We start from the raw sequence: 24,569 nt of genomic DNA, 5'->3' as shown, positions 1-24,569 counted from the left end.
TCCAAAAAGGGGTCAACGATGTCGCCGAAAATGCAAAGTTGGTATCAAAGTTGGTAATCCGGGGTGAAACGGAAGTTGTGGAGCCAACCCAATGGTGGTTTCACCAGGTGTTTTGGCTCCCCCGACTGGACTCGAACCAGTCGCACCGCTTCGGCCGGAAATCCGAACCCATTCACGGTCTGACTTGGGCCAATACGGCTTTGGCTAGGCGTGACACCCTGTGTTGTTGTGTTTTGACAGCATAGCGCAGAACGGGCGGAAGGGGCTACACTGGACCGAAATCCTCCCCCAATCCTCCCCCACATGCGGGGCCTGAGCCGAGAGGAATCCCCCGAGAATGGCACCTAGAAAGCGTTCGACGTTGGGCGAAGTGTTCCAAGCCCGGGACCGCTACCGCGCGCGGTACGCCCGCAACGGACAGACCCACACACCCGGCCGAACCTTCACCACGTTCAAGCTCGCCGACGACTGGCTGATCGACGAACAACGACTGATCGACCGGGGCGAGTGGACGCCGCCCGCCGATCGACGCGCAGCCCTGCAAGCTCTCGAAGCGGCCCAGACGGCCGCGAGCGAACGTGTCGACGCGTACGCCCGCCGCTGGCTTGCCAGCCGCACCACGCGCACGGGGACGCCTCTCGCGCCGCGCACCGTCGCCGAGTACGGCCGCTACCTCGACAACATTCTGGCGCCGCTGGCCGCCCTCCCCCTCGACGGGATCACCCGCGAGAAGGTCGAAGAATGGTGGCAGGAACACGACCGTGTACCGACCCATCGTCACCACGCGTACAGCTTCCTGAAGTCGGTGCTTTCGGACGCCGTCAAACGTGGGCGCATCCTGTCGAACCCGTGCCAAGTTGAGAACGCGGCCAGCATCAGCCCCAACACGCCGAAAGCGGTTCGGGCGGGGCTCGTGACCGAGCTCGACGCGTCCGACGTCGTCGCCATGTCCGACGCCATGCCCGCCCGGCACCGGTTCCTCGTGCTGCTGCTCGCCTGGACTGGCATCCGGCCTGGGGAGGCGTTCGCGCTGCGCCGCCAAGACGTCGACCAGCGCACCACGGTCGACGGCGTGCCCCGAGTACGACTGAACGTGTTCCGGGCCGTCACCAAGGGCCCCGAGGGTGGCCCGGCCCTGATCGCTGGGGCGCCGAAGACACCCGGCAGTGTCCGGGCCGTCCTGCTGCCCCCGCACCTTGCCCCCGACCTTGCCGCCCATCTGGACGCCCACGCCGCCCCCGGCGTCGACGGTCTGCTGTTCCCGAGCTCTAACCCGGCGCGTGACTTCTGCACCGTCGGGCAGGTCGCAGGGACCGCGCCGAAGCGCCGCAAGTATCCGACCGGCACCCGGTTCGAGAAGCCGACCGGGTGGAACGCCGCCCGGCTGGCCGTCGCCCGCCCACAGTTGCGCCTGTACGACCTGCGGCACTGGGCACGCCGCCAGTGGACGCGCGCCGGACTCGACACGGCGTCGGCAGAAATGTTGTTGGGCCATGAACTGCCGCGCGTGCTCGGCACGTACGCGCACCTCGACCTCGATCACGTTTGGCCGTTCATGGTCCGATGCTCAGAACTCACCGGGTGGACGCCACCAGTCGCGCCGAAGCACACGCCGGCGATCATCTCGCCGCGCCTGCTCAACGCGATGACCGCCGAACAGTTGGCCGGCACGCTCGCGACCATGAGCGACGAGCAACTGGCGGAGGCCGTGCCGCACCTCGACGCCGCCACCCTGGCGCGCGTCCTGTCGGCCACCGTGACCCGACCGGGCGAGACCCGCAACGGGTGAGCGTTGCCCGATGGGGCTGGACCGGGCGCCCCCGGTCGGGTACATTCGGCCACCGAGGGCGTCTAGCGCGCCCTCTCCCCGGCTGAAGGTCAGGGATCGGCCGCAGTAGCCAGCACGGCTCACGCGTGCCCCGAACCCCGGGACGTGAACCGGGCCACCAACGGCACGCGAGAACGGGCCTTGTGCTGCCCGCCCCGGGCCGTGGACCGGGTAACCAACACCACGCGACAGCGGGCCGAAGCATGCCCCTGCACCCCTGAGACCGCCTCTGGCGAACAACTGAACACACAACCGCATAGACCACACATCCGAGCCCGGACGGCCAACAGGCCGCCCGGGCTTTCGCATGCCCTCACGCGGAAGGAAACACCCATGCCGAAGACCACGATGAACCCCGAACTCGCCGCCCTGATCGACGAGTACGGGCGACTCATCACCTACCCCCAGGCCGCCGAACTGACCGGCGCATCCGTGCGCACCCTGAAGCGCGAGACCCAGAACGGCCGGCTCCCCTGCTACCGCGTCGGGTCGGCGCGCGTGTTGCGCCTGAAGACGGCCGACGTGTACGCCCTGATCGAACGGGTTGCCTGATGCCGGGCCCGCGCCCCGCGGGGGCGTCGGGCGAGGCGACCACGGCGACCGGGGGCGTCCGGTGAGCGCCGAGCACGCCCGGCACTGGGCGCGTCACTTCCTCGACGTGTGGGCCGAGCGCGCAGGAGACCCCCGCCTCCCGCCCTGGCTCCGAGTTGCTGCGCTCGCCTACGGGTCGCACCTGAACAACGGACACGCCCCGTTCCGCTCCGGACAGGTGTCCCTGGTGTTGGGCGGGATCGACCCGACCACGGGCGAACTGACGACCTACCGGAACGTCGCGCGAGCAATCGACGCCGCGGTCGCGAACGGCTGGCTAGCTCCTGGCTCCTTCCATCGGTGCCTGATCGTCCCGCCTAACGCGATCCGCAAGGGCGACATGTTCGCGGCGCCGCGCCTGTGCCCGCTCGACCATGAGCACCGGGAACGTGCCGAGAAGCAGGGCCGATGACCTCGCCGCGACACGCCCGAGCGCGGGGGCGAAACGCCACACCCAGCGTGGCATTTCGCCCCACGAACCGACACCCAGCGTGGCATTTCGACCCGAATGCCACGCTGGGTGTGGCGTTTCACGCTTAGCCCCCTCTTTCTGTTCTGGTACTCGACCCGGCCACCGAACCGGCCGCACCCGACAAGCGCCCGACCCGCGGCCTACCGGCACCCGCACCGGAACAGAAGGCGTTCCGGTGAAGACGGGGAACGGAACGAAAAGTGTTCCGCACCGGAACAGAAAACGTTCCGAGACGTGCCCCCGGCTACGGGTGATGTGGAAGCCCTCTATGAATCTAACTCTCTAGGCGACCACGAACAGGCCGCACCCGCCAGCACCCGGCCCGGCACCGACCGCACCCGGCGACGCAGCACGACCCCCACGGGACCCGCTCCGCGTTCTTCTTCGCGTAGCTCCGTCATGCATGCATCGTCCGCCGACCCGACCCCCAGCAACTCGACGATGCATGCAATGGAGGCTTCGCAATGACAACGAACAACCGGCCGATCGGCCCGACCGTCACCCCCACCCCGTGGCTCGACCGCCTGTCGATGCTCGGCGCCGAACTTCGCCCCGACTGGGACAGGCCTGGCATCCGCGCAGCGCTCGCGCGCGTGTCGGATCGTCCGCTGTGCGACGTCGCGCAAGCACTCCTCGGCGCGTGCGCACGTGTCGACCAGCGCACCCCCGCAGTGATCGCCCTGGACGGCCCGCACTGGCGCAACCTCAACACACCGGCCGCCGTCGACGACGTCGACGCCCAACCGGTGCCGCCCGCGCTCCGGTGCGAAGTGTGCGACCAGCCGGCCGACCGGTGCGCCGAGCTCAACGCGCGAGTCGCGCCCGAGCACCGGCACGCGTTCACCGCCCGCCGGCGGCGCCACGACCGCACGGGGACGCGCCTCGCGCCACCGCGCCCCAAGAACCCCCGCAACCACGAACACCGGAAGGAATCATGATGACCGAGCACCACGCCCGCACCCGCACCCGTACCGGGGGAGCGACCCGCGATACCACGTCAGCGGCCGCAGGCGCCCGCCAGACAACCGAGCAGCCCCAGACCCGACCCACGGGCCGCAACCCGCGGGCGGCTGACCAGGGCCCGCAGAGGGCCGGCCGTCCCGTCACGGTCGGACGCTACCGCGGGCGCACGGCACCGAACTCCACGCAGGACGCCGCAGGCGTCCGCAGGATCGGCGCGGACGCCCCGGCCCGTACCGACGTCCGGGGCGGGGGTCGCGCCCCACAGGCCGCCCAGGGCACCGAACGGACCGCTCCGCGACCCACGGTCCGCAACACCGGGCCCGCCCACCAACCCCAGCCGCTCACCTTGGACGCCCGGATCAGGCTGGCACTCGGGCACGCCGACTCCGCACCCGCACGCACCGGGGACAAGTGGCCCACACATCGAGCGCACCGCGCCCGCCGCCGCGGCCGGAACGGGAAGACCCGATGAGCCGCCGGCCCGGCCCCGGCGCCACATCGGCCGAAGTGCAACGCGCCCGCATGCGCAGCGACAACACCGTCGGATGGAAGGGCGTGCAGAAGCACGGCACCCGGTGGCGCGCCCGGATCGCCCGCGTCCATCTCGGCATGTTCGACACGCCCGAAGACGCGGCACGCGCCTACGACGCCGCCGCCCTCGACATGTACGGGCCCCAAGCCTGGACCAACGCCAAGGACGCCCCGGAGTTCGACCCGTTCGCGGGTTGCGACAACCTCACGGGCGCCGATTGGCGCGGCATCCTCGACGCGCTCGACAACGAGGGCCCCCGGTGACCCCGGCCGCCCGCGTCCGTGACGCCCTCATTGTGTCTGGGCGGGACCTCGAAGTCCTCGCGTACGCCGTGCACACCGCACGGCGTACGCGCCGGCTAGAGGGCCACCCCGCACACCCGGACCTAGAACGGTTGGCCCACACGTTCGAGCCGGCCGCGTCCGCGTCCGTGTCCCCACGACCGCACGCGGACACCACCGCGGAACCGGCCCGACACGATGAACACATGACCACCAGCGAGGCCGCCGAGCTTCTCGGCGTCACCCCCCGCACCGTCCGCCGCATGGCCGCCAAGCTCAGCGGCCGGAACGTGGGCGGCCGGTGGCTCGTCTCCGCTCGCGCCGTCCGTGAACACCTCGCCGGCCGCACCGGCCACCAACTGACCGAAGGAACCCCCCATGTCCGACAGTGACAGCACCCCCGACACCAACAGCACCCCCGACACCAACAGCACCCCCGACCCGGACGCCGCGCAGATCGTCGCCGACGTGCTCGGACGCCCCGCCCCGAAGCGGGACAATCCCGCCGAGCCGACCGCGCGCGACCTGGTGCGCGACGCGTTCGGGTGGTGACGGCAATGTCTGCCACGACCCGCACCCCCTCCCGGTTCGCCACGATGAGCGCCGACGCGATCCGGCGCGAACTCTCGCCCGTGTCGCACAGTGCAGCCGGCGCTGACAGGTTCGACCTGCACAGCCAAACCGGCCAGTTCCTCGACGTCCTGCTCGACGTGTTCGGCCTCGACCCCGAACCGTACGCCGACGTTGTCGACGCCCTCGACCGGGCGGCGCGCATCGAAGCATGGGCCGCCAAATGGCAGGCGTCCGCAACTCTGGACGAACGCGCCGCCGCTCGCATGATCGGCGACGCCACCGACTACGACGACGCCGCCGGCACCGTGTCCGCGAGCGTTCGCGCGACGAACGACACCGAACGCGCCGCCGGCGGTCGAATCTGGGGCCGTGCTCACCTCGCGGCCGCAGCCGGCGCCCTGGCCGCCCTCCGCGCACATGCCGCCCACACGTTCGCCGAGCTCCAACGCGTCTACGCCGACAGCGTGGCCGCTTACCTGGACGCCGCCGACAAGCTGACCGAGGCGGGGGTGCGAACCCTCGAGGACGCCACCCGCGCGAACCTGTCGGACGTGTGGTTCGCGCTCGAAGCCGAAGCCGCCCGCCGCGACATCGTCGCCGAGTTCGTGCGGCACGCCACCCCGTGGGGCGTCCTGCCCGGCGACGACGTCACCAACGCCCAGCGAGGGCCCGGCTACGGTGCACGCCGCTGGTACACCAACCCGCAGAAGGCCGAGACGCTGAACCAGTACGCGCACGTCTACCGGAGCATGCCGCCCTGGCAGTTCCGTGCCCACGTCATGCGACAGGCCGGCGCCGCCCTCCGCAGCGTCGAAGATGCCCGCCGCACCCCCGAACCGGAGCCGGCCAAGCTCCCGCGGGGCAGCAGCATCGCCAAGCGTGCCGCAGTCGGCACTCTCACCGCCGCCGACGTCGACAACCTGTGAGACACGCGGACGCCCCCAAGGGGTGGGTGGGGGGCGTCCGCAGTCCGGGCCGAGAGTCCCACCACGCGCGCGCCGTGTGCGGTGCCGTTCGCGTGGTGACCGTCGACCCGACCCGGACCGGGCCCGGCCGCCACGAGTAGCGGGCGCTACTTCGTAGGTGGCCGGGCCCACACCCCCTCGACTTGCGGGCCGCCGATTCGGCCCGCAACCCGCCCGGCGCGCGACGGGCGGAAGGGTCGGCCGGGCGCGCGTGGTGCCTCCTTTCCGCCACGGCGCCCGGCCCGATCACCCAAAGAACAGACAGGACACGCCATGCCACGCGCCCCCAAACTGTGCGCCCGATGCTCAACCCCAACCCGCGGCACGTACTGCGACGCCCACAAGCCCGCCCCCGGCTGGGTGTCCCACCCCAGCCCCAGCCGCGTGCAACTCACCCGAGCCGAACGCCACGCGTTCCGGGCAGCGATCATCCGTCCCGGCGTGCGCTGCGTCGACTGCGGCCAACCCGCGACAGTCGCCGATCACGTCATCCCGATTGCCGAAGGTGGCAGCAACGATCCCATCACCAACGGCCAACCAATGTGCGAGCCGTGCCACAACATCAAGACCCAAGCCGAAGCCCAACGAGCCCAAGCACGACGCCGCTAGAGGGGGGTGGGGGACCCCCTGGGGGGAGGGTCCAACAGCGTCGGGGAGTAGCTGCGGAATCTGCCGGCGCCAGAACCCAGACCCCCCGCGACGCCTGCGACACTTCTCCCCCGTTTGGAGTACTCGGGCCGGGTGAATGTTCCTGGGCGGCCCGTTGCCGCCCAGCGTTGGGACGTCTCCGTCTTCACGATCAGTCGACGCGCCAGCTTGGCGTCCTTGTCCGCCGAAGGGCATGAGTACCCGCGCTATTCGCCCCCGTCGTCGGCGTATGTCACCAGGCCGAGCCTAACCCCCTTCGAACTCCCGTCGCCCGGCCGGGCAACGGGTCAACAGGGCTGCGCGAACGTGCCGCCCAAACAACTGAAAGATGGTGGAAGCAATGAACTTTGACATGAACTGGAACGAGGTCTACCCGCGCGCGATCTACTGCGGTGACGGGCCGACGGGCACGAGTTGTGGCGAGACGTCCGGGGTCTGGGGCAGGAACGACCCCACCCGGGCACGCGCAGTGGATCGTGAGGGCCGCAAGGCGGACAAGCTCATCGACGGCCGCCTCTGGTCGACCGGCTCGTGGCGTTCGAGGAACTTCGCGAACGGCCGCGGCAGCGCCCCCGCGAAGATTCAGGAGCTCCTGAACCGCGCCATGAGGGACGCCCGCGCGCGCGGCGCGTCCGGTGTGCCGGCGTCGCTGTCCGTCGACGGCATCCTCGGCAACGCGTCGCACGCCGTGATCGTGTGGTACCAGCGCCGGGTAGGGCTGAGAGCCGACGGTCTCGTCGGCATCGCGACTTGGCAGAAGCTCCGATACGCCTGACCAGGCGAAACGCCCCCGCTCCCGTTGCTTCGGGGGCGGGGGCGTTCTTCGCGTTTCAACCGATGAAGCCCGGATACATGCGTTCCCACGCCAGCACGGCGAGGGTGAGCAGGACGACCGACACGACTGCGAGCAGCCCGAACAGGGCCAACCCGACCGCCACGACGCGCCTCATGAGGCCACCTTACGTGCGTCGGCGAGCGTGTTGTCTACGGACGTGATCCACGTCGACGCCCGGACGCCGCACACGTCCGCCAGCGCCCCCAACTCGGGCATGGTGAAGGTCTCCCCCGCCAGACGCCGCGCGAGCGTCTCAGGAGCGATCCGGGCGCGTTCTGCGGCCTGCTCGACCGACAGCCCGACCCGAGCAACATCGGTGCTCACGAGCTCGGCCAACAGGCGGTTACGGGTGAGGCGCAGCAGTTCAGCCCAGTCCGGCTCGACCTCGACCGCCTCGACTCCGCCGGATTCGGGCGCCAGCTCGCGGGCCAGCTCCCAGGCGCCCACGACCTCACAAAACTCGGCCTCGATCGGCTGCCCGTCACGGGCCCGAGCGGCCGACGGGCCGACGTACCAGACCCGGACGGCACCCGCCTCGCCGACGGGTTCGGCGCCGGTGAACCGGGACACGGTGCGCCAGCGAGCCACATAGGCGCGGGCCGCGTCGAGGAAGGCGTCACCCTCGACGACCGGCCGGGCGTCCGCCTCGACGCCGGGCAGGTCGGTCATGGTCGCCCCGAGCTGCTCAACGTTGCGCCGGGCGTGCGTCTCGCACTGCAACCGGGTGAACGGCGTCGGGTCAATCGGAGACGAGCGCGGGAACTCGACGGCGTGCGTGGCCGGTCGGTCGCAGCGGGTGTTCGTGCAGGTGTTGGTGGTCATGGCGTGCGGTCCCTTCCGGGCGTCTCACCTTGACCAAGGGGGCTGAAATCCTCCCCCAATCCTCCCCCGCTACCAACCCCTCAGGGTCGTTTCCCCTTGTGGTAGCGGTTTTGGCTGGCTCCCCCGACTGGACTCGAACCAGTAACCCTCTGATTAACAGTCAGATGCTCTGCCAATTGAGCTACAGGGGATCGCTCTGCGCGCGAGAAGGAACACTACCAAAGAGTTGGTCAGAACGCATACTCGGCGCGGAGGCGCCCCAGCTCCGCCTCGGTGAAGGCGATCGTCTCCTCGTCCATGCGCACGCCCATGGCCGGGTGGGCCGTCCACAACACAGGCGAGTGCTCGTCCATGAGGTTGCGCCGGGCGCTGATGGTGACGGTCTTGCCCGGCTTGGGGTACACCGACGTCTGGAACAGGAACGTGGCCTCGACGCGCTCCTTGAACACCTCCGGGAACGACCGCGGCTCGACCAGCGGCACGGAGACCTTCTCGCCCGTCGACATGACGGTCCAGCGCATGGTCTTGTTCTCGTCGTCCCAGCCCCCGCGCAGGATGTCGTGCCACCCGAGCTCGGTCACCTCCTCGGAAGCGATGCGCACGAGCCGGTCGCGCAACCCGATGAGGTAGCCGTCCTCGGTACGCGCCCACGCGAGGACTTGACGTCGGCGTCCGACCGTGGCGTCGAGGTGGCCGGCGGCGTCGGCGGGCAGGGCGTTGCGGGAGAAGAGCTTCACGTCCCCCATTGTGCCAACCTTCACGCGGCGGCCCGCATTGCCTCCCCCGCCCTCATCAGCGCGAGCGCCCGACGCTCGGCCCGGCGGATGGTCGACTCGCTGCGTCCGGTGATCCCGGCGACCTCGGCGTGCGTGCGGGCCGGACCGTCCAGGCCGTACAGCTGCGCCACCACGTTCAGGTCGAAGTCATCCAGCCGCCGCAACAGGCCGCGCACCAGGGCCGGGTCGTGCTCGTCGTCGGCGTCGGGCGCGGCGCACAGGTCCAGCCAGCGCGGATCGTCCCGGTCCAGCGGCACGACGGGCGTGAACGCCAGCAGGGTGCGGACGACGGAGCAGGTCTCCCCCGTCGCGACGGCGATCTCGTCCAGCTGGGGTTCCCGGGCGAGCGCCGACGTGAGCTCCCCGACGGCCGCGCGGGCCCGGCGCCACTGGCGCGCCCGTCGGGCGGGCAGGCCGAGGGCCCCCTGGTTGGTGACGGCGGCGTCCCCCACCCGCATGCGGATCTGCGGCAGCGCGCACGTGGCGAACTTGCCGCGGCGCGGGTCAAAGCGCGGGAGCGCCTCGAGCAGCCCCACCATCCCCTCCTGGAAAAGCTCGCGGCGCGGCTGCCCCGTCCGCTCGGCCACCGCCCGGACGACGTAGCGCACCAGCCCGATGTTGGCCGCCACGAAGCGTCGGCGGGCGGCCTCGCCGTCCTCGACGAGCCGCAGGAGCTCGCCGTGCGTGGCGGCGCAGGAGGACCGGTGTCGTCCGGCCAGCACGGCGTCCGCGATGGTGCCGGCGTCCATGCGGCGCAGGAGGGCGACCTCCTCGTCGCGGGTGAGCAGGGGGACGGTCTCGCTGGGGGTGAAGGTGTCCATGGCCTCGACCCTGCTGGACCGCCCCGCCCCGCGGAAGCCGAAAACCAGGACCCACAGGCAGCATCCGGACAACACCTGTTGGCCGGAACCCCTTGCGTCAGCTCCCGACGGCGTGCTGTTCGAGGGCCCGACGCCGGGTCTCGAGCTCGAGCAGCTGCGCGAACATGCGGTTGTAGTTCGCCTGGTCCTCGACCGGGTTGGTGCGCTGGAGGCGCGACTTGAGGTCGTTGATGTCCCGCACCACATGGGCCAGCCGCAGCCGCGCGGCGTACTCGCGGGCGTAGGCGCCGGTGGGCTCGGCGAGCAGCGGCTCCACCGACAGGGCCACGACGAGCTGTTGCCCGACCGGGTCGTCCATGCCGTCGACGACCGCCTGGGCGAACCCGCCGACGTTCCGGTCGGTGGCGGTCAGCACCTCGAACACGCGCCGGTAGCTGGGGTGTTGGAAGTCGTCGGCGGTGATGCCGCCCCAGTCCTCCGGGAAGAGGCTGGGGTGCTGCACCATCACCTTGAGCACGCCCCGCTCGGTCGCGATGCGCCGGTCGGACGGGTCGGGCAGCTCCATCATCGCCACCTGGCCGGACGCCGCGGGCTCGGCCGGGGCCTCCTGCCGCAGCCCACGCTCCGGCTCGGGTGCGACCTTGCGGTTGTTCGCCCGCTGCACTTCGGCCCGCACGGTGTCGGTGTCCATGCCGACCATGCCCGCGAGCTCGCGTAGGTACTCCGAGACCAAGGACCGGTCCCGCACCGACGCCACCAGCGGCGCGGCGGCGCGCACCGCGGCCAGGCGCCCGTCGGCCCGGTCGAGGTCGTACTTCTCGAGCGTGTTCTTCATCACGTAGCGGTACAGAGGAACGCGCCGGGCAACGAGCTCGCGCACGGCGGCGTCCCCGCCCTGGATGCGCAGGTCGCACGGGTCCAGGCCGGTCGGCTCGATGGCGACGTAGGTCTGCGAGGTGAAAGTGGCGTCCGAGGAGAACACCTTGAGGGCGGCGGCCTGGCCCGCGGCGTCCCCGTCGAAGGTGAAGACGACCTCGCCGGCCAGCGCGTCCGACGTCATGAGGCGCGAAAGCATCCGCGAGTGGTCCGCGCCGAAGGCCGTGCCACACGAGGCAACGGCGGTGTCGACACCGGCGATGTGGCAGGCCATGACGTCGGTGTAGCCCTCGACCACGACAGCCTGGTTCTTCTTGCCGATGTGGGTGCGCGCCAGGTCCAGCCCGTAGAGGACGTGCGACTTCTTGTAGACCAGCGTCTCGGGGGTGTTGAGGTACTTCGCCGGCATCCGGTCGTCGTCGAACAGCCGCCGGGCGCCGAAGCCCAACGTGGAGCGGCCGGCGTCCCGGATGGGCCACACGAGTCGCCCCTGGAAGAAGTCCCAACCCGACTCGCGCACGAGCCCGGCCTTGACCAGGTCGTCACGGGTGAACTTCTTGGCGGTCAGGTGGTTGAGCAGGTCGCGCCCGCCGCGCGGGGCGAAGCCGATGCCGAAGTGCTCGGCGTGCTCGCGGGTGAAGCCGCGACCGTCGAGGAACACCCGCCCGGTGACGGCGTGCGGGCTGGCGAGCTGGGCGGCGAAGAACTCGGCGGCCAGCTGGTTGGCCTCCAGCACGCGCATGCGCAGGCCGGGCTCGTGGCGGGGCCCGCCGTCGCCGTCGGTGTAGCGCAGCTGGATGCCGACCCGGTCGGCCAGGAACTCGACGGCCTCGGTGAAGCCCATGTTGTTGATCTGCTGGACGAACTTGATGACGTCGCCGCCCTCGCCGCACCCGAAGCAGTAGTAGAAGCCCTTGCTGGGCGTCACCCGGAAGCTGGGCGTCTTCTCGTCGTGGAAGGGGCACAGGCCCACCAGCGCTCCCCCGCCGGCCGGCTTCAGCTGCACGAAGGAGCTGACGACGTCGTCGATCCGGGACCGCTCGCGGACCGTCTCGAGGTCCTCGGGGTGGATCAGGCCGGCCATGCGCCGCAGTGTAGCCGCGGACGCCCGCGCCCTGCGCCCGGGGGTAGGGTCGTCGATCGTGACCGTGAACGAGGGATGGGGGCTAGCGCTCGGCCTGGTGCTGCTCGTGGCGCTCGGCGTCGCGGCGTCGCTGGCCGGACGCATGGGCCTGGCCCGCCAGCAGGTCGTGGCCGCCGTGCGCGCCGTGCTGCAGCTGGCCGTGGTGTCGCTGGTGCTGGCCGCCGCCGTCCAGACGCTGTGGGGTGCGTTCGCGTTCTGGGCCCTCATGTTCGGCGTCGCGCTGTGGACGACGACCGGCCGCGTTTCCGTCCGCGACTGCTGGCCCTGGACGGCCGTGGCCCTCCTGGCCGGCCTGGTCCCGGTCCTCCTCATCGTGTTCGGCACCGGGGCGTCCCCCTTCAACGGCATCACGCTGATCGCGCTGGGCGGCATCGTGACCGGCAACATGATGACCGCCCACACGCTGGCCGGACGCCGCGTGTTCGGCGAGTTGCGCGAGAGCCAGGGCGAGTACGAGGCCGCCCTCGCGCTGGGACTGCTGCGCCGCGATGCGATCGGGCTGGTGATCGATCGGGTGGTGCCCGAGGCGCTCATCCCCAACCTCGACCAGACCCGGACGGTCGGGCTGGTCACCCTGCCGGGCGCGTTCATCGGCGTCCTGCTGGGCGGCGGCTCCCCGCTGCAGGCGGGTGCGGCCCAGGTGCTGGTGCTCGTGGCGATCATGGCCGGGCAGGCGTGCACCGTCGCGGCGATGGCCGAGTTCGTCCGCCGCGGCCTGATCGTGCCCGCCGACCTGCGCCCGAAGCTGCACGTCTGACGGCGTCCCGACCAGGGGCGGACGCCGCTGTCGGGAGGCAGGGCGGCAGCGTCCGTCCCGCACCTGAGCCGGCGAGCCCGACCCTTCCGCCCCTACCCGAGGAACCCTCCGCCTGGGCGCCGGACCACCGATAGGGTCGCGCCATGAAGCCCCGGCGCCTCGGGCGGCTGGCGGCGGTCGCCCTGATGGTGCCGCTCGCCGGGTGTTCCCTGCGCGGCGACCTGCGCTTCGACGAGGACGCCGCCGTCACGGTCGACGTGGCCCTCACCTACGCTGCGGCGTCCCTCGCCGGCGGGCTCGACCTGTGCGACGGCGCCATGGCCGCCGAGCGCTGGGGCCTGACGACCACCGCGCTACCGGCACCGCCGGGCCAGCGGGCCTGCCGCATCACGGGCGTCACGCGGGAGTCCGGGCAGGACCCCAGCCTGGGCACGGTCGCGAGGGCGTCCGACCACCTGTTCGTGGCGGTGGACCCGCCGTGGTTCCTCGAGCGTCCCGCCCCCACCGACGACCTGGACCTCACCCTCCACTTCCCCGGCGACGTGGTCGCCGCCGCCGGGGGCGACGTCACGGGGCGCTCGGTGCGCCTGACCGACCCGAACCGGATCCTGGCCGAGGGCGTCGCCGCGACCGCGTGGACGCGCCCGGCCCCCCCGCCGTGGGTCGTGCCGATGGTGGCGGGCCTGGGCTGGGGCACGCTGCTCGGTCTGGTGCTGCTGTGGCTGCGCGGCTGGTTGGGCGACGACGACGCGCCGAGCGTACGCTCCCAGCCCACTCCACATGAGGCGTCCGCACCGCCGGTCGAGCCCACCCCGCCCGCCGACCCCGCCGAGTGGGCCCCCGATGGCTGAGCCGCGCCGCACGACGAGCCGACGAGCCGCCCTGGCCGCGGGGGCGATCCTCGCCGCCTTGGCGCTCACGGGCTGCGATGCCACCGGCGACGTGGTCGTCGGCGCGGAGACCGTGAGCCTCGACGTGCGCGTCAGCCACGGGATCGCCGAGTTCGCCGACGGCGGCTCGCCCTGCGACGGATGGGCCCACACCTCGCTGTTGGTCGTCTCCGACGTCGTGTCGGCCGGCGGACGGGTCGACTGCCGCCTCACGGCGGAGCTCCCCCGGGATGAGCTCGGCAATGTTCCCGACGTCACCGTCCGCACGGCGGGCGGGCACGTCTTCCTGACCCTGCCGAGCTACGCCTTCCAGGCCATCGAGCCGGACTCGACCCTGGACCTGACCACGACGTTCGCCGACGCGGAGGTCGTCGCGGCGTCGGGCGGCGAGGTGGTGGGCGACCGGGTGCGCTGGCGCTCCCTGCTCGACCTGCAGGACGGCGGGATGGGGGTGACGCTGCGCGTGGCCCCGGGCGTTCCGGGGTGGCTCGTGCCGGGCGCGCTCGGGCTCGGCCTGGGGTTCGCGCTGGTCGCGGCGGTACGGGGCCTGGCCCTCGCCCTGGTCGGACGGCGGGACGAGCCGCCGGACCCGGTGCACGGCTACCCCCGTCGCAGGCAGGGGCTGCCGTTCCGGCGTCCCGCCCCGACTACCGGTGCCCACGGGGCGGACGGGTCGAGCCTCGCACCCGCTCCTCGCGCGAGGCCCACCGCCCCGCGCGACCCGGACGACTCCGGCCAGTGGGCCCCCGGCCCCTGACCCGTGGGGCTCAGTCGCCGCGGCCGATGCCCTGGGGCAGGCGGTCGTGGTCCCAGCCGAGCCGTTCCTCGGCCATGTCGAACGCGTAGCGGTCCGTCATGCCGCCGACGTAGGTGACGGCGGTTGTGACGCGGTCCGCCTCGGCGGGCCCGTGGTAATCGGTGGGCATGGCGCCGGGGTGCTCGCAGTAGTACTCGACGAGCCCGCGCAGCACCTCGATGACGGCGTTGCTCTGGGCGACCGACTCCGGCCGGGTGTAGATGCGCTCGTAGTTGAACGCGCGCAGGGACGCCAAGGCCGCCGCCACCTCGGCGTCCATCCCCACGACGCCGGTCTCGGCGACGGTGGTGATGATGGAGCGGATGAAGACGGCCAACTGTTCTCGCCGCGTCCCGCCCGCGATGGCGACCACCTCCCGCGGCAGGTCGTCCAGCGACACGATGCCGGCGTGGATGGCGTCCTCGAGATCGTGGGCGCAGTAGGCGATGCGGTCGGCCCAGCTGACCAGCTCGCCCTCGATCGTCATCGGTGCCGGGCGCGACCACGAGTGGTTCCGGATGCCGTCGAGGGTCTCGACGCACAGGTTCAGCGGCGTCAGGACCACGTCGGCGCCCCAGGGCCCGTGGTCGTAGCCGCCGGAGAGGAAGGCGTCGAAGGCGTCCTCGGACGCGTGCCCCCCGGGTCCGTGCCCGCAGTCGTGGCCCAGTGCCATGGCGTCCGCGAGGGCGACGTTCACCCCGATACCGCGGGCCAGCGACGTGGCGACCTGCGCGACCTCGATGGCGTGGGTGAGGCGTGTGCGCTGGTGGTCGGTCGGGTAGACGACGACCTGCGTCTTGCCGGCCAGCCGCCGGAAGGCGGTCGAGTGGACGATACGGTCACGGTCGCGCTCGAAGCAAGTGCGCTCGACGTCGGGCTCCTCCGCCACAGCCCGGGTGCCGGCGCCCGAGCTGAAGGTGGCGCCGGGGCGCAGAACGAGCCTCTCCCGCTCCTCGCGGGCCTCCCGGCCGATGGGCGCGGGCAGGTGGAGGTGCGCGTGCGAGTCCCGGTGGGCGCGGACGACGTCACCCTCGGCGTGGCCGGCCATGGTCTGGGCCCAGGCGACCGTGCGGGGGTTCAGCGCGTCCGTCATGCGCCAATCTTGGCGTGCTTCATAGACTGGGGCCACCCGACTGAGCACAAGGATGGCCATGAGCGACCAGACCCCCACCCCCGATCCCTATCGCCGCGACGAGGCGCAGGCCCCCGACCAGGGCTACCAGCCGCCGCGCCACGACGAGCCGTCGTCGCAGCAGGGCGCCGGCCAGCAGGGGTACCATGCGCCGCAGTACGGGCAGCAGCCGTACGGGGCCCCGCAGTACGGGCAGCCGCCCGCCCATGACGCGTCGTACCCACAGCAGCAGGCGTACGGCCAGCAGCCCTCCGGGCAGCAGGCGTACGGCCAGCAGCAGTACTCGGCCTACCCGCAGGGCCAGCAGGCCGCGCCCTACGGCCAGTACCCGCAGGGCTACCAGCAGCAGTGGCCGGCCGAGCCGCAGCCCCAGAGCAAGACCCTCGGCCTCATCGGCCTGGGGATCGTCGCGGTGTGCACGATCATCCTCGCGGTCGTCGGCTACAACGTGGGCGCTCACGTGGGCCAGTTCATGCTCGACTACGGCATCGACGCCATGCAGAACCCCGACCCGAACGACCCGATGGTGATCGCGCTCGGTCAGCAGGTGGCCGGCTCCACCACTGCTGGCATCTTCGCCACCCTCGCGGGCATCGCCGGCTGGATCGTCAGCATCATCGCGGTGTCCCGTCGCCGGGGCCGCAACTTCGGCATCGGGGGCATCATCCTCGGCATCCTGGCACCGATCGTCGGCTTCATCGCCTTCGCGGTCGGGCTGATGCCGGCCGCCCAGATGCTGGCCTGAGTCAGCCGCCCGACACGTCGGACTCGGCGGCGGAGAGGTCCTCCTCGCCGATCGTCCGGCTGTCCAGCCACCCGTACGGCAGCGTGACGTGCGCCCGGGGCGTCCCTTGGCGACCCCGCGGCGTGCCCAGCTCCTGGACGGGGTAAGTCGCGTCCGGGTCGAGCTGGGCGATGAGGGCGTCGAGCTCGGCGAGGCTGGAGACCATCGCGAACTCGCGGCGCAGGTCCCCGCCGAGCGGGAAGCCCTTGAAGTACCACGCCATGTGCTTGCGCAGGTCAGTCAGGCCCCACCGTTCGCCGTGAATCTCGGCGAGCAGGACGGCGTGGCGCCGCAGCATCGCGGTCACCTCCCCGAGGGTCGGGTACGGCTGCACAGGGCGCCCGGCGAAGGCGTCGGCCAGGTCGCGGAAGAGCCACGGCCGCCCGAGGCAGCCGCGGCCGATGACGACGCCCGCGGCCCCGGTCTGCTCGACCATGCGCAGCGCGTCGACGCCCTCCCAGATGTCGCCGTTGCCGAGCACGGGGATGTCGACGGCCTCGACCAGCGTCGCAATGGCGTCCCAGCGGGCCTGGCCGGAGTAGGCCTGGGCGACCGTGCGCGCGTGCAGCGCGATGGCCGCCGCCCCGGCGTCCTGCGCGATGCGTCCGGCGTCGAGGTAGGTCTGGTGGTCGTCGTCGATGCCCATACGGGTCTTCACCGTCACCGGGACGCCGTGGACGTCGGCTGCCGCCACCGTCTTCGTCAGGATCTCGGTCAGCCGGTCGGTCTTCCACGGCAGCGCTCCGCCGCCGCCGCGGCGGGTGACCTTGGGCACCGGGCAGCCCATGTTGATGTCGATGTGGTGGACGCCCAGCTCGTCACACAGGATGTGGGCCGCCTTCGCCATGACGTCGGCGTCCACCCCGTAGAGCTGCACCGACCGGACGGTCTCGCCGGGCGCGAAACGCAGCATGTCCAGCGTCTTGGGGTTCTTCTCGACGATGCCGCGGCTGGTGATCATCTCGCACACGTACAGTCCGGCGCCCTGCTCGAGACACAGCTGCCGGTAGGCGGGGTTCGTGATGCCGGCCATGGGCGCCAGCACGACGGGGGTCGCGACCTCGACCGTTCCCCCGGAGGGGGCGGTCAGGCGGAGCGGTTCGTGGGAGGGCACGAGGTGCGAGTCTACGCGCCTCAGCGGCGCCAGTCCCCCAGGCCCCCCTGCAGGGCGCCGAGGGCGGCCTCGACCAGCGGGTGGCGGTCATCCTCCGGGCAGCCGTCGGACGCCCACGCCGCACCCACGGCGTCCAGGAAGCCGAGGAAGCCGAGCAGGGCGAACCGGTCACGGACGGCGTCCGCCGGCTGCAGGATCTCGGCAAGGAAGGCCAGGTCTTTCTCACGCGCACGGTCCCTGATGGCGGCGGTCGCTACAGGCTCCTCTCGGGCCAAGCTGCCGCGGGCGTGTGCGGCGACATGATCGAGGTGCGCCAACACCCACGTCCGCACGCGGTCACGCGCCGACGTGTTGGGTGGCAGCGCCGCGTCGGCGGCCTGTTGGCGTTCGGCGAGGTCGTTCATGTCAGCTTCCAAAAGGGCGGCGTAGAGCCCCTCCTTCGAGCCGAAGTAGTGGAAGACGATGGCCGGCGACCCCCCGGCCCGGCGGGCCACCTCGGGGACGCCCACTTCCGCGTAGGACGCAGTGGCGAAGGCCGCACGCGCTGCCGCGAGGATGACGGCGCGGCGCTCCTCCGGGCCGAGGCGCCGCCGCACGGTGGGTCCTGTTGCCGTCATGCTTGCCATGCTAGCGGCTATTGAGCTACTGTCAACAGTGTATTGATCCACACTCAACAGGAGTTGCAATGAGCTTGGCGGACCACACCATCTGGTACCACGTCTACCCCCTCGGCGCGCTCGGCGCGCCCGTCCACGAGGGTGGCGGCGAGGTGGTGCACCGCCTCGGGGCGCTCGAACCGTGGCTCGACCACGCCGTGTCCCTGGGGTGCTCGGGCCTGCTGCTCGGCCCCATCTTCGCGTCCGTCTCGCACGGGTACGACACGCTGGACCACTTCCGGATCGACCCCCGCCTGGGCGACGACGCCGATTTCGACGCCCTCGTCGCCGCCTGCCGCGAGCGCGGCCTGTCCCTGATGCTGGACGGCGTGTTCAACCACGTGAGCACCCAGCACGGCCTGGTCGCCGAGGAGTCCCCCATGCTGCGCCGCTCGAACGGCCACCTCTACACGTGGGAGGGGCACGACAATCTCGTCGAGCTCGACCACACCCGAGGCGACGTCGCCGACTGGGTCACCGACATCATGCTGCACTGGCTCCGCCGCGGCATCGCCGGCTGGCGCCTCGACGTCGCCTACGCGGTCGCCCCCGCATTCTGGCGCGAGGTGACCGGACGCGTGCGCCACGAGTTCCCGGACGCCCTGTTCCTCGGCGAGGTCATCCACGGTGACTACGGCGCGATCGCGGACGCAGGCGCGCTCGACTCGGTCACCGCCTACGAGCTCTGGAAGGCCACCTGGAGCTCCATCAAGGACACCAACTGCTGGGAGCTGGCGCACGCGCTGGAGCGGCACCAGGCGTTCTCGGCACACCACGTGCTCAACACCTTCGTCGGCAACCACGACGTCGACCGGATCGCCTCACTCGTCGGCAGCGACGGGGCCGCGCTCGCGGCCTCCGTGCTGTTCACCGTGCCGGGCATGCCGAGCGTCTACTACGGGGACGAGCAGGGCTTCACGGGCGAACGGGGCACGGGGGCGTACGCCGACGACCCGATCCGGCCGCCGCTGCCCGCCTCCCCCGCCGACCTGCTACCGGCCGGCGCGTGGCTCCAGCGGGTCTACCAGGACCTGATCGGCTTCCGCCGTCGCCACGCGTGGCTCTCGCGGGGGCGCCTCAGTGTGGTCGCCAAGGAGAACGCCTGGATCGAGTACGCGGTCACCCACAGCGACGACAGGGTGGACGTCCGTCTCGAGCTGGCGCCTGTCCCGCGTGTGCAGGTGCGCGCTTCCGACGGCGAGGCTTGGGAGTGGTCGGCCTAGGATCAGCCGCATGACCGACCCCACAGCCGACGGCTGGGCCACTACCGCGTGGACGATGGACCAGCTCGACACCGAGGCGCTGGCCCGCCGCAGCCTGGTGTGGTTCGCGCTCGGCGGCGTGATCTTCGTCGCGCTGGCGCTCCGGCCGGCTGTGGCGCACGACCCGTTCTCCAGCTGGTGGAACCTGCTGCCCTTCCTGGGCCTGCTCGTGGGTGGCACGCTCGCGGCATTGGTGCTGCACGAGGCCGTCCACGGGTTGGTGATGGCCCGCTACGGCGCCCGGCCGCAGTTCGGGGTCGGGATGATGCAGGGCACGGTCCCCTACGCGTACGCCACATCGCCCGGTTTCAGGTACACGCGGCGGCAGTTCTGGTGGGTGGCGATGATGCCCACGTTCGTCGTCAACGCGCTGCTGGCCGTCCTGGTGTTCACCCTCCCGTGGGGCCCCTACCTCGTGCTGCCGGCCGCGTTCCACCTGTCGGGGTGCATCGGGGACTGGATGATCCTGCGGATGGTGGCCGAGCACCCCGAGGGCACCCTGGTCGAGGACACCCGCGACGGCGTGATCCTCCACGTCCCGCCTTCGGAGCCGGCCGCTTGAGGGCAGCATGGCGGCATGCTCGGTCGTGTTCCGCCCAGGTCCTGGACATCTCCCTCGGGTCGGGTTGAGGACTATCCGCTCCGTCCGGCGTCCCGTCCGCTCACCCGAGCGTTCGTAACGCGGATGCTCCCTCGTAACGCGGAGATGATCCGCGTTGGGAGGGAGAACGCGCGTTGCGAGCTCGCTGTCATGCTGCGGCGTTGTCCGCGCCCCACCGGTCGGCCATGCTGGGCGCGTGGCCAACCCCTATCCCCGCAGCACCGAACGTCTCGTCCTGCGCCCACTCCGCAGGGACGACGTCGACGTGATCCTCGCCTACCGCAACGACCCGGTCGTGGCGGAGTACCAGGACTGGGACCTCCCGGTGACGCGGGAGCGGGTGGAACGCCACGTCGAGGCCCAGTCGAACTGGATCGACATCGTCCCCGGAGAGCCGCGACAAATCGGCATCGAACGTGAGGGCGAGCTCATCGGGGACCTCTACGTCGACCTCGACGAGCACGGTGGCGTCGCAGAGATCGGCTTCACGCTGCAGGCGGACCACCAAGGGAAGGGGTACGCGTTCGAGGCGGCGTCCGCTGTCGTGTCCGACCTGGTCGAGCGCCTCGGGTGCCATCGCATCTACGGCCAGTTGTCACCGAAGAACGTCAGGTCCGCGAGACTGCTCGAGAAGCTGGGGATGCACGTCGAGTCGCTCGCGCCCAGGTCGTACTGGTGCCGGGGCGCGTGGGACGACAACCTCGTCTACGCCATGGACGACACCGGGTGGCGGGCGCATCACACCCAGGCGCCGGTCTGATTCGGCCCGGGAGGTGGCTGCGCAGCGGGAAGCGACACCGACGTCGTGTGCGATCCGCTCCTGCGTCTAGCCTCACACGCATGGAAATCGCACGTAGCGACGCCCTGTTCGCCATCGCGGCCGTGCTCGAGATCGGCGGCGCCTGGCTGGTCTGGCAAGGCGTCCGTGAACATAGGGGGTGGGTCTGGGCGGGCGCCGGCATGCTCGCCCTCGGTCTCTACGGGTTCGTGGCCACCCTGCAGCCCGACGCCAACTTCGGTCGCATCCTCGCCGCCTACGGAGGGGTGTTCGTCGCCGGTTCCCTGATCTGGGGCATGGTGTTCGACGAATTCCGGCCGGACCGCTACGACGTGATTGGCGCCTTGGTCTGCCTCGCCGGCATCACCGTGATCATGTACGCACCCCGCGTCGCCTGACCGATCGCGCAAGTAGGTCGCCAGCCAGCAGTGCCGGTGCTCGAAGAGGGCAGCGACCAGGGCGTCAACGTCTGCTCGTGCTCCCACAGGCGCATGCTCAGCATCGAGGATCGTTCGAGGAGGCGCCGGCCCGGTTCGACCGCGCCCCCACCCATCGCGGGGACCGGGCGCGACCGGCACGCGAGCCGGTCAGCCCCGGGCGTCCGGTGTAGCCGGTGGACGCCTCGGGCACGAGCGAGACGCGCACGGGGGCGTCCGGACTGCAGGGCGCGACCACCGGGGCGGTCGCGGCCGCCAGCGAGGACAAGCCCTCGGCGTCTAGCTCGCCCAGGTCGGCGCCCCAGTGGAACACCGCGGGCGGCTCCCGGACGGCGGCTCAGCAACCGAGCAGGCGCGCCCCCAGCCAGGAGGCGACCTGGTCGAGCGGCACGCGCTCCTGCGCCATGGTGTCGCGCTCGCGGATGGTGACCGCGTTGTCCTCGAGGGTGTCGAAGTCGACGGTGACGCAGAACGGGGTGCCGATCTCGTCCTGGCGGCGGTAGCGGCGTCCGATCGCCTGGGCGTCGTCGAACTCGACGTTCCACAGCTTGCGCAGTTCGGCGGCGAGGTCGCGGGCCTTCGGCGAAAGCTGCTCGTTGCGGGACAGCGGCAGGACAGCGACCTTGACCGGGGCGAGGCGCTTGTCGAGCTTGAGCACGGTGCGGGTGTCGGTGCCGCCCTTGGCGTTGGGCACTTCCTCCTCGGTGTAGGCCTCGACGAGGAACGCCATCAGCGACCGGGTCAGGCCCGCGGAGGGCTCGATGACGTACGGCGTGTAGCGGCGGTTCTGGGCCTGGTCGAAGTACGACATGTCCTGGCCCGAGTGCTCGGTGTGGGTGCCGAGGTCGAAGTCGGTGCGGTTGGCGATGCCCTCCAGCTCGCCCCAGCCGTCGCCGCCGGTGAACCCGAAGTCGTACTCCAGGTCGACGGTGCGCTTGGAGTAGTGCGACAGCTTCTCCTTGGGGTGCTCGTACTTGCGCAGATGGTCGGGGTTGACCCCCAGGTCGACGTACCAGTCGTGGCGGGCGTCGATCCAGTGCTGGTGCCACTCCTCGTCGGTGCCCGGCTCCACGAAGAACTCCAGCTCCATCTGCTCGAACTCACGGGTGCGGAAGATGAAGTTGCCGGGCGTGATCTCGTTGCGGAAGCTCTTGCCCACCTGGCCAATGCCGAAGGGCACCTTCATACGGCTGGTGGTCTGCACGTTGGCGAAGTTCACGAAGATGCCCTGGGCGGTCTCGGGGCGCAGGTAGTGCAGGCCCGACTCGTCCTCGATGACGCCGAGGTAGGTCTTGAGCATCATGTTGAAGTCGCGCGGCTCGGTGAACTGGCCGAGATTGCCGCACTCGGGGCAGTTGATCTCCTCCAGCCCGGAGGGAGCGCGGCCCTTCTTGAACTCGAACGCCTCCTCCAACTGGTCGGCGCGGAAGCGCTTGTGGCAGGAGAGGCACTCGGTCAGCGGGTCGGAGAACACCCCGACGTGCCCCGAGGCGACCCAGACCTGCTTGGGCAGGATGATCGAAGAGTCGAGGCCGACCACGTCCGGACGCCCCTGCACCACGGCCTTCCACCACTGGCGCTTGATGTTCTCCTTGAGCTCCACGCCGTAGGGTCCGTAGTCCCACGCCGCTCGCGTACCGCCGTAGATCTCCCCGCAGGGGTACACGAAGCCGCGGCGCTTCGTGAGGCTGATGACGTTGTCGAGCTTGCTGGCCATGGGACCGGTTGCCTCCTTGTCGGCTGGGGGTGCCCGGCCGGCATCCCCACTGCCGGGCCACCCTATCCGGACGCCGGGGTGGAACGCACCGCGTCCGGGAGCCGCGAGACCGGCGCGACAACCACGTCGTGCAGCTTCCAGTCAAGCTCCGAGATGCGGGCTGCCAGCGCTTCCAGGTCGGCCACCGCGACCGTGGCGGTCGGCACCACGAACACCTCGACGTGGAAGAGGTGGCCCTGGTCGCGGACGCGCACGGCGGCGTCCGCCACCCAGGCCGGGCCGCGGGCAGCGGTGAGGATGGCGCCCACCAGAGGGTGGGTGCGCTCGTCGTCGTGGGTGCGCGCCTCGCCGTCCATGAGGTCGCGCAGGGCGTTCTTGATGCCGGTGACGCCGTCCTTCACGATGCTGGCGGCGATGATGAGGGCCGCGACCGAGTCCGCCCACCACCAGCCGACACCAATGCCGAGGATGCCGAGTATGGCCGCCGCGGCGGTGCGCCAGTCCGCCGCGTTCATGTCGGCGTCGGCCCAGAGCACCTTGTCGTGGAGGGTCTCGGCGAGCGGCTTCTTCAGGTGGCCGAGGATCACCGGCCCGGCCCCGGTGTAGACCATCGCGGCGATCATCACCCAGCCAGCCCACACGGTCTGCCCTAGAAGCTGGTAGGTGCCGATCGGTGGGTGCTCGGCCTTCAACAGGCCCGACCCGGAGTCGAACACCATGAAGGCGCCCATCCCGAACAGGGCGACCGCCGAGGCGAGGTGGGCCGACCCGATCGCGCGGTGGTGGCCGTAGGGGCGCTCGGGGCTGTGCGGCCGCCGGATGCTCCGAAGCGACGCCAAAAAGACCAGCGGCGGGACGAGGGACAGCAGGTCCTCAACCCAGGCGACCTTCATGGCCTGGCTGGAGCCCATCACGACGAACACCACAACGACGCACGAGAGCAGGTAGGCGATGCCGATCCACTGCAGCCGCGTGGCCCGCCGCAGGGCGTCGTGCTGCTCCCGCGGCAGCTCGGTGTCGCCGAAGCGGGCCGCACCCTCGCCGGGGGCGCTCACGGCGCCCGCCCATCGAGCCAGGACTCCAGCGCGAACAGCAGCGCGTTCTCCCCCATCGGCACCGCGAGCACGTGCTTGCGCTCGCCGTCGGGCGACGCGCTGGTGATGTACGGCCGGGTGAGGGCGACGCGGTCGCTCCAGGGCGACGCGTCGGTGAGGCCGCCCGCGATGAGGTCCAGCTCGCCGCGTTCCATGGCGGCGACCAGCTCCTCCTCCCCACCGACGCTCCACGCGACGTGCGCCCCGAGGGAGGCGGCGAAGTCCTGCACCACGGCCGCCTCGGGCCCGCTGACGTCGGCCCCGGCGACTTCGATCCGATCGGCCCCGGGCGACGCGCCCGCGCGCAGGACACCCTGGGTGCGCACTCGATCCAGCGTCCCGTCCGGGTCGGCGGGGATCGCCGCGCACCCGCCCAACACAACGGCGCCCGCCACAGCCAGGGCCATGAATCTCCTCGTCAGAG

The 24,569-nt window shown here is 71.3% G+C and carries 30 protein-coding genes and 1 tRNA gene; 19 read left to right on the top strand and 12 right to left on the bottom strand.

The window, feature by feature from the left end:
* Positions 1–370: 370 nt before the first annotated feature.
* The 11 genes from ET989_RS10830 (at position 371) to ET989_RS10785 (ending at position 7,628) form a co-directional block, all read left to right on the top strand.
* Positions 371–1,789, top strand: a complete 1,419-nt coding sequence (locus ET989_RS10830) for a tyrosine-type recombinase/integrase (RefSeq protein ID WP_165490132.1) — start codon at positions 371–373, stop codon at positions 1,787–1,789.
* A 372-nt stretch (positions 1,790–2,161) separates the two neighbouring features.
* The gene (locus ET989_RS10825) at positions 2,162–2,380 is read left to right on the top strand and encodes an excisionase family DNA-binding protein (protein ID WP_131168820.1); all 219 of its coding nucleotides are present in this window, start codon (positions 2,162–2,164) and stop codon (positions 2,378–2,380) included.
* A 61-nt stretch (positions 2,381–2,441) separates the two neighbouring features.
* The gene (locus ET989_RS10820) at positions 2,442–2,831 is read left to right on the top strand and encodes a hypothetical protein (protein WP_131168818.1); all 390 of its coding nucleotides are present in this window, start codon (positions 2,442–2,444) and stop codon (positions 2,829–2,831) included.
* Positions 2,832–3,355: 524 nt separating this feature from the next.
* Complete coding sequence (locus ET989_RS10815; protein WP_131168816.1) at positions 3,356–3,829, top strand: hypothetical protein; 474 nt, start codon at positions 3,356–3,358, stop codon at positions 3,827–3,829.
* A complete protein-coding gene (locus tag ET989_RS10810; RefSeq protein WP_131168814.1) occupies positions 3,829–4,326 on the top strand; it encodes a hypothetical protein in 498 nt (165 codons plus the stop codon). Before ET989_RS10815 ends, ET989_RS10810 begins: the two co-directional genes overlap by 1 nt.
* Positions 4,327–4,376: 50 nt before the next feature.
* Positions 4,377–4,649: an AP2 domain-containing protein gene (locus ET989_RS10805; protein ID WP_206662314.1), complete on the top strand. Its 273-nt coding sequence runs from the start codon at positions 4,377–4,379 to the stop codon at positions 4,647–4,649.
* Between the two features lie 224 nt (positions 4,650–4,873).
* Positions 4,874–5,059: a helix-turn-helix domain-containing protein gene (locus ET989_RS10800; RefSeq protein WP_131168810.1), complete on the top strand. Its 186-nt coding sequence runs from the start codon at positions 4,874–4,876 to the stop codon at positions 5,057–5,059.
* Positions 5,046–5,219: a hypothetical protein gene (locus ET989_RS14965; RefSeq protein WP_165490131.1), complete on the top strand. Its 174-nt coding sequence runs from the start codon at positions 5,046–5,048 to the stop codon at positions 5,217–5,219. Before ET989_RS10800 ends, ET989_RS14965 begins: the two co-directional genes overlap by 14 nt.
* Positions 5,220–5,224: 5 nt before the next feature.
* On the top strand, positions 5,225–6,166 hold the full coding sequence (locus tag ET989_RS10795; RefSeq protein ID WP_131168808.1) for a hypothetical protein: 942 nt from the start codon (positions 5,225–5,227) through the stop codon (positions 6,164–6,166).
* Positions 6,167–6,478: 312 nt separating this feature from the next.
* On the top strand, positions 6,479–6,814 hold the full coding sequence (locus tag ET989_RS15995) for an HNH endonuclease (RefSeq protein ID WP_421958225.1): 336 nt from the start codon (positions 6,479–6,481) through the stop codon (positions 6,812–6,814).
* Positions 6,815–7,205: 391 nt separating this feature from the next.
* The gene (locus tag ET989_RS10785) at positions 7,206–7,628 is read left to right on the top strand and encodes a peptidoglycan-binding domain-containing protein (RefSeq protein ID WP_165490129.1); all 423 of its coding nucleotides are present in this window, start codon (positions 7,206–7,208) and stop codon (positions 7,626–7,628) included.
* Between the two features lie 171 nt (positions 7,629–7,799).
* On the opposite strand, the gene ET989_RS10780 is transcribed toward ET989_RS10785, so the two are convergent.
* The 5 genes from ET989_RS10780 to dnaG form a co-directional block, all read right to left on the bottom strand.
* Entirely contained in the window at positions 7,800–8,510 is a 711-nt protein-coding gene (locus ET989_RS10780) for a helix-turn-helix domain-containing protein (protein WP_131168802.1), read from the bottom strand.
* Positions 8,511–8,625: 115 nt separating this feature from the next.
* A tRNA-Asn gene (locus ET989_RS10775) sits at positions 8,626–8,701 on the bottom strand.
* A gap of 39 nt (positions 8,702–8,740) precedes the next feature.
* Positions 8,741–9,247, bottom strand: a complete 507-nt coding sequence (locus tag ET989_RS10770; RefSeq protein WP_131168799.1) for a hypothetical protein — start codon at positions 9,245–9,247, stop codon at positions 8,741–8,743.
* A gap of 20 nt (positions 9,248–9,267) precedes the next feature.
* Positions 9,268–10,107 carry a sigma-70 family RNA polymerase sigma factor gene (locus ET989_RS10765; RefSeq protein WP_131168797.1) on the bottom strand — a complete coding sequence of 280 codons (840 nt, stop codon included), beginning with the start codon at positions 10,105–10,107 and terminating at the stop codon, positions 9,268–9,270.
* Positions 10,108–10,204: 97 nt separating this feature from the next.
* On the bottom strand, positions 10,205–12,067 hold the full coding sequence (gene dnaG / locus ET989_RS10760) for a DNA primase (protein ID WP_131168795.1): 1,863 nt from the start codon (positions 12,065–12,067) through the stop codon (positions 10,205–10,207).
* 94 nt (positions 12,068–12,161) lie between these two features.
* Between dnaG and ET989_RS10755 the strand changes: the two genes are divergently transcribed.
* From ET989_RS10755 to ET989_RS10745, 3 genes are all read left to right on the top strand, one after another.
* On the top strand, positions 12,162–12,884 hold the full coding sequence (locus ET989_RS10755) for an ABC transporter permease (protein WP_131168865.1): 723 nt from the start codon (positions 12,162–12,164) through the stop codon (positions 12,882–12,884).
* A 143-nt stretch (positions 12,885–13,027) separates the two neighbouring features.
* Positions 13,028–13,735, top strand: coding sequence for a hypothetical protein (locus tag ET989_RS10750; protein WP_131168792.1), 708 nt, complete (start codon positions 13,028–13,030; stop codon positions 13,733–13,735).
* On the top strand, positions 13,728–14,531 hold the full coding sequence (locus ET989_RS10745) for a hypothetical protein (protein ID WP_131168790.1): 804 nt from the start codon (positions 13,728–13,730) through the stop codon (positions 14,529–14,531). The genes ET989_RS10750 and ET989_RS10745 overlap by 8 nt, the downstream gene beginning before the upstream one ends.
* A gap of 10 nt (positions 14,532–14,541) precedes the next feature.
* Here ET989_RS10745 and ET989_RS10740 read toward each other — a convergent pair whose 3' ends face one another.
* The gene (locus ET989_RS10740; RefSeq protein ID WP_131168863.1) at positions 14,542–15,618 is read right to left on the bottom strand and encodes an HD domain-containing protein; all 1,077 of its coding nucleotides are present in this window, start codon (positions 15,616–15,618) and stop codon (positions 14,542–14,544) included.
* 103 nt (positions 15,619–15,721) lie between these two features.
* On the opposite strand from ET989_RS10740, the gene ET989_RS15815 reads away from it, so the two are divergent.
* A complete protein-coding gene (locus tag ET989_RS15815) occupies positions 15,722–16,447 on the top strand; it encodes a hypothetical protein (protein WP_131168788.1) in 726 nt (241 codons plus the stop codon).
* A 1-nt stretch (position 16,448) separates the two neighbouring features.
* On the opposite strand, the gene dusB is transcribed toward ET989_RS15815, so the two are convergent.
* Together dusB and ET989_RS10725 are read right to left on the bottom strand one after the other, a co-directional pair.
* Entirely contained in the window at positions 16,449–17,600 is a 1,152-nt protein-coding gene (gene dusB / locus ET989_RS10730; RefSeq protein WP_421958223.1) for a tRNA dihydrouridine synthase DusB, read from the bottom strand.
* 20 nt (positions 17,601–17,620) lie between these two features.
* Positions 17,621–18,217, bottom strand: coding sequence for a TetR/AcrR family transcriptional regulator (locus tag ET989_RS10725; RefSeq protein ID WP_131168783.1), 597 nt, complete (start codon positions 18,215–18,217; stop codon positions 17,621–17,623).
* Positions 18,218–18,285: 68 nt separating this feature from the next.
* Here ET989_RS10725 and ET989_RS10720 point away from each other — a divergent pair, with 68 nt between their 5' ends.
* The 4 genes from ET989_RS10720 (at position 18,286) to ET989_RS10705 (ending at position 21,295) form a co-directional block, all read left to right on the top strand.
* Complete coding sequence (locus ET989_RS10720) at positions 18,286–19,479, top strand: alpha-amylase family protein (protein ID WP_131168781.1); 1,194 nt, start codon at positions 18,286–18,288, stop codon at positions 19,477–19,479.
* A gap of 10 nt (positions 19,480–19,489) precedes the next feature.
* Positions 19,490–20,080: a DUF3267 domain-containing protein gene (locus tag ET989_RS10715; protein ID WP_131168779.1), complete on the top strand. Its 591-nt coding sequence runs from the start codon at positions 19,490–19,492 to the stop codon at positions 20,078–20,080.
* Between the two features lie 235 nt (positions 20,081–20,315).
* Positions 20,316–20,879, top strand: a complete 564-nt coding sequence (locus ET989_RS10710; RefSeq protein ID WP_165490128.1) for a GNAT family N-acetyltransferase — start codon at positions 20,316–20,318, stop codon at positions 20,877–20,879.
* A gap of 80 nt (positions 20,880–20,959) precedes the next feature.
* Positions 20,960–21,295, top strand: coding sequence for a YnfA family protein (locus ET989_RS10705; protein ID WP_131168776.1), 336 nt, complete (start codon positions 20,960–20,962; stop codon positions 21,293–21,295).
* A gap of 97 nt (positions 21,296–21,392) precedes the next feature.
* On the opposite strand, the gene ET989_RS10700 is transcribed toward ET989_RS10705, so the two are convergent.
* The 4 genes from ET989_RS10700 to ET989_RS10685 form a co-directional block, all read right to left on the bottom strand.
* Positions 21,393–21,647, bottom strand: a complete 255-nt coding sequence (locus ET989_RS10700) for a hypothetical protein (RefSeq protein WP_131168774.1) — start codon at positions 21,645–21,647, stop codon at positions 21,393–21,395.
* 24 nt (positions 21,648–21,671) lie between these two features.
* Positions 21,672–23,051: a glycine--tRNA ligase gene (locus tag ET989_RS10695; RefSeq protein ID WP_131168772.1), complete on the bottom strand. Its 1,380-nt coding sequence runs from the start codon at positions 23,049–23,051 to the stop codon at positions 21,672–21,674.
* 62 nt (positions 23,052–23,113) lie between these two features.
* On the bottom strand, positions 23,114–24,106 hold the full coding sequence (locus tag ET989_RS10690) for a cation efflux transmembrane domain-containing protein (protein ID WP_131168769.1): 993 nt from the start codon (positions 24,104–24,106) through the stop codon (positions 23,114–23,116).
* Positions 24,103–24,552 (bottom strand): transglycosylase SLT domain-containing protein, encoded by a 450-nt coding sequence (locus ET989_RS10685; protein ID WP_131168767.1) that lies wholly within the window; start codon positions 24,550–24,552, stop codon positions 24,103–24,105. Before ET989_RS10685 ends, ET989_RS10690 begins: the two co-directional genes overlap by 4 nt.
* Between the last annotated feature and the right edge of the window lie 17 nt (positions 24,553–24,569).

This window comes from Propioniciclava sinopodophylli (genome assembly GCF_004324755.1).
Classification (GTDB): Bacteria; Actinomycetota; Actinomycetes; order Propionibacteriales; family Propionibacteriaceae; genus Propioniciclava; species Propioniciclava sinopodophylli.
Note: the sequence above shows the minus strand (reverse complement) of the source record. Positions and strands in the feature narration are given on the sequence as shown.

Coding starts and splice junctions, on each gene's coding strand:
- ET989_RS10825 (WP_131168820.1), top strand. CDS start 2,162: ATGCCGAAGACCACGATGAACCCCGAACTCGCCGCCCTGATCGACGAG.
- ET989_RS10815 (WP_131168816.1), top strand. CDS start 3,356: ATGACAACGAACAACCGGCCGATCGGCCCGACCGTCACCCCCACCCCG.
- ET989_RS10810 (WP_131168814.1), top strand. CDS start 3,829: ATGACCGAGCACCACGCCCGCACCCGCACCCGTACCGGGGGAGCGACC.
- ET989_RS10805 (WP_206662314.1), top strand. CDS start 4,377: ATGCGCAGCGACAACACCGTCGGATGGAAGGGCGTGCAGAAGCACGGC.
- ET989_RS10800 (WP_131168810.1), top strand. CDS start 4,874: ATGACCACCAGCGAGGCCGCCGAGCTTCTCGGCGTCACCCCCCGCACC.
- ET989_RS14965 (WP_165490131.1), top strand. CDS start 5,046: ATGTCCGACAGTGACAGCACCCCCGACACCAACAGCACCCCCGACACC.
- ET989_RS10795 (WP_131168808.1), top strand. CDS start 5,225: ATGTCTGCCACGACCCGCACCCCCTCCCGGTTCGCCACGATGAGCGCC.
- ET989_RS15995 (WP_421958225.1), top strand. CDS start 6,479: ATGCCACGCGCCCCCAAACTGTGCGCCCGATGCTCAACCCCAACCCGC.
- ET989_RS10785 (WP_165490129.1), top strand. CDS start 7,206: ATGAACTGGAACGAGGTCTACCCGCGCGCGATCTACTGCGGTGACGGG.
- ET989_RS10780 (WP_131168802.1), bottom strand. CDS start 8,510: ATGACCACCAACACCTGCACGAACACCCGCTGCGACCGACCGGCCACG.
- ET989_RS10765 (WP_131168797.1), bottom strand. CDS start 10,107: ATGGACACCTTCACCCCCAGCGAGACCGTCCCCCTGCTCACCCGCGAC.
- dnaG (WP_131168795.1), bottom strand. CDS start 12,067: ATGGCCGGCCTGATCCACCCCGAGGACCTCGAGACGGTCCGCGAGCGG.
- ET989_RS10750 (WP_131168792.1), top strand. CDS start 13,028: ATGAAGCCCCGGCGCCTCGGGCGGCTGGCGGCGGTCGCCCTGATGGTG.
- ET989_RS10745 (WP_131168790.1), top strand. CDS start 13,728: ATGGCTGAGCCGCGCCGCACGACGAGCCGACGAGCCGCCCTGGCCGCG.
- ET989_RS10740 (WP_131168863.1), bottom strand. CDS start 15,618: ATGGCCGGCCACGCCGAGGGTGACGTCGTCCGCGCCCACCGGGACTCG.
- ET989_RS15815 (WP_131168788.1), top strand. CDS start 15,722: ATGAGCGACCAGACCCCCACCCCCGATCCCTATCGCCGCGACGAGGCG.
- ET989_RS10725 (WP_131168783.1), bottom strand. CDS start 18,217: ATGACGGCAACAGGACCCACCGTGCGGCGGCGCCTCGGCCCGGAGGAG.
- ET989_RS10720 (WP_131168781.1), top strand. CDS start 18,286: ATGAGCTTGGCGGACCACACCATCTGGTACCACGTCTACCCCCTCGGC.
- ET989_RS10715 (WP_131168779.1), top strand. CDS start 19,490: ATGACCGACCCCACAGCCGACGGCTGGGCCACTACCGCGTGGACGATG.
- ET989_RS10705 (WP_131168776.1), top strand. CDS start 20,960: ATGGAAATCGCACGTAGCGACGCCCTGTTCGCCATCGCGGCCGTGCTC.
- ET989_RS10695 (WP_131168772.1), bottom strand. CDS start 23,051: ATGGCCAGCAAGCTCGACAACGTCATCAGCCTCACGAAGCGCCGCGGC.
- ET989_RS10685 (WP_131168767.1), bottom strand. CDS start 24,552: ATGGCCCTGGCTGTGGCGGGCGCCGTTGTGTTGGGCGGGTGCGCGGCG.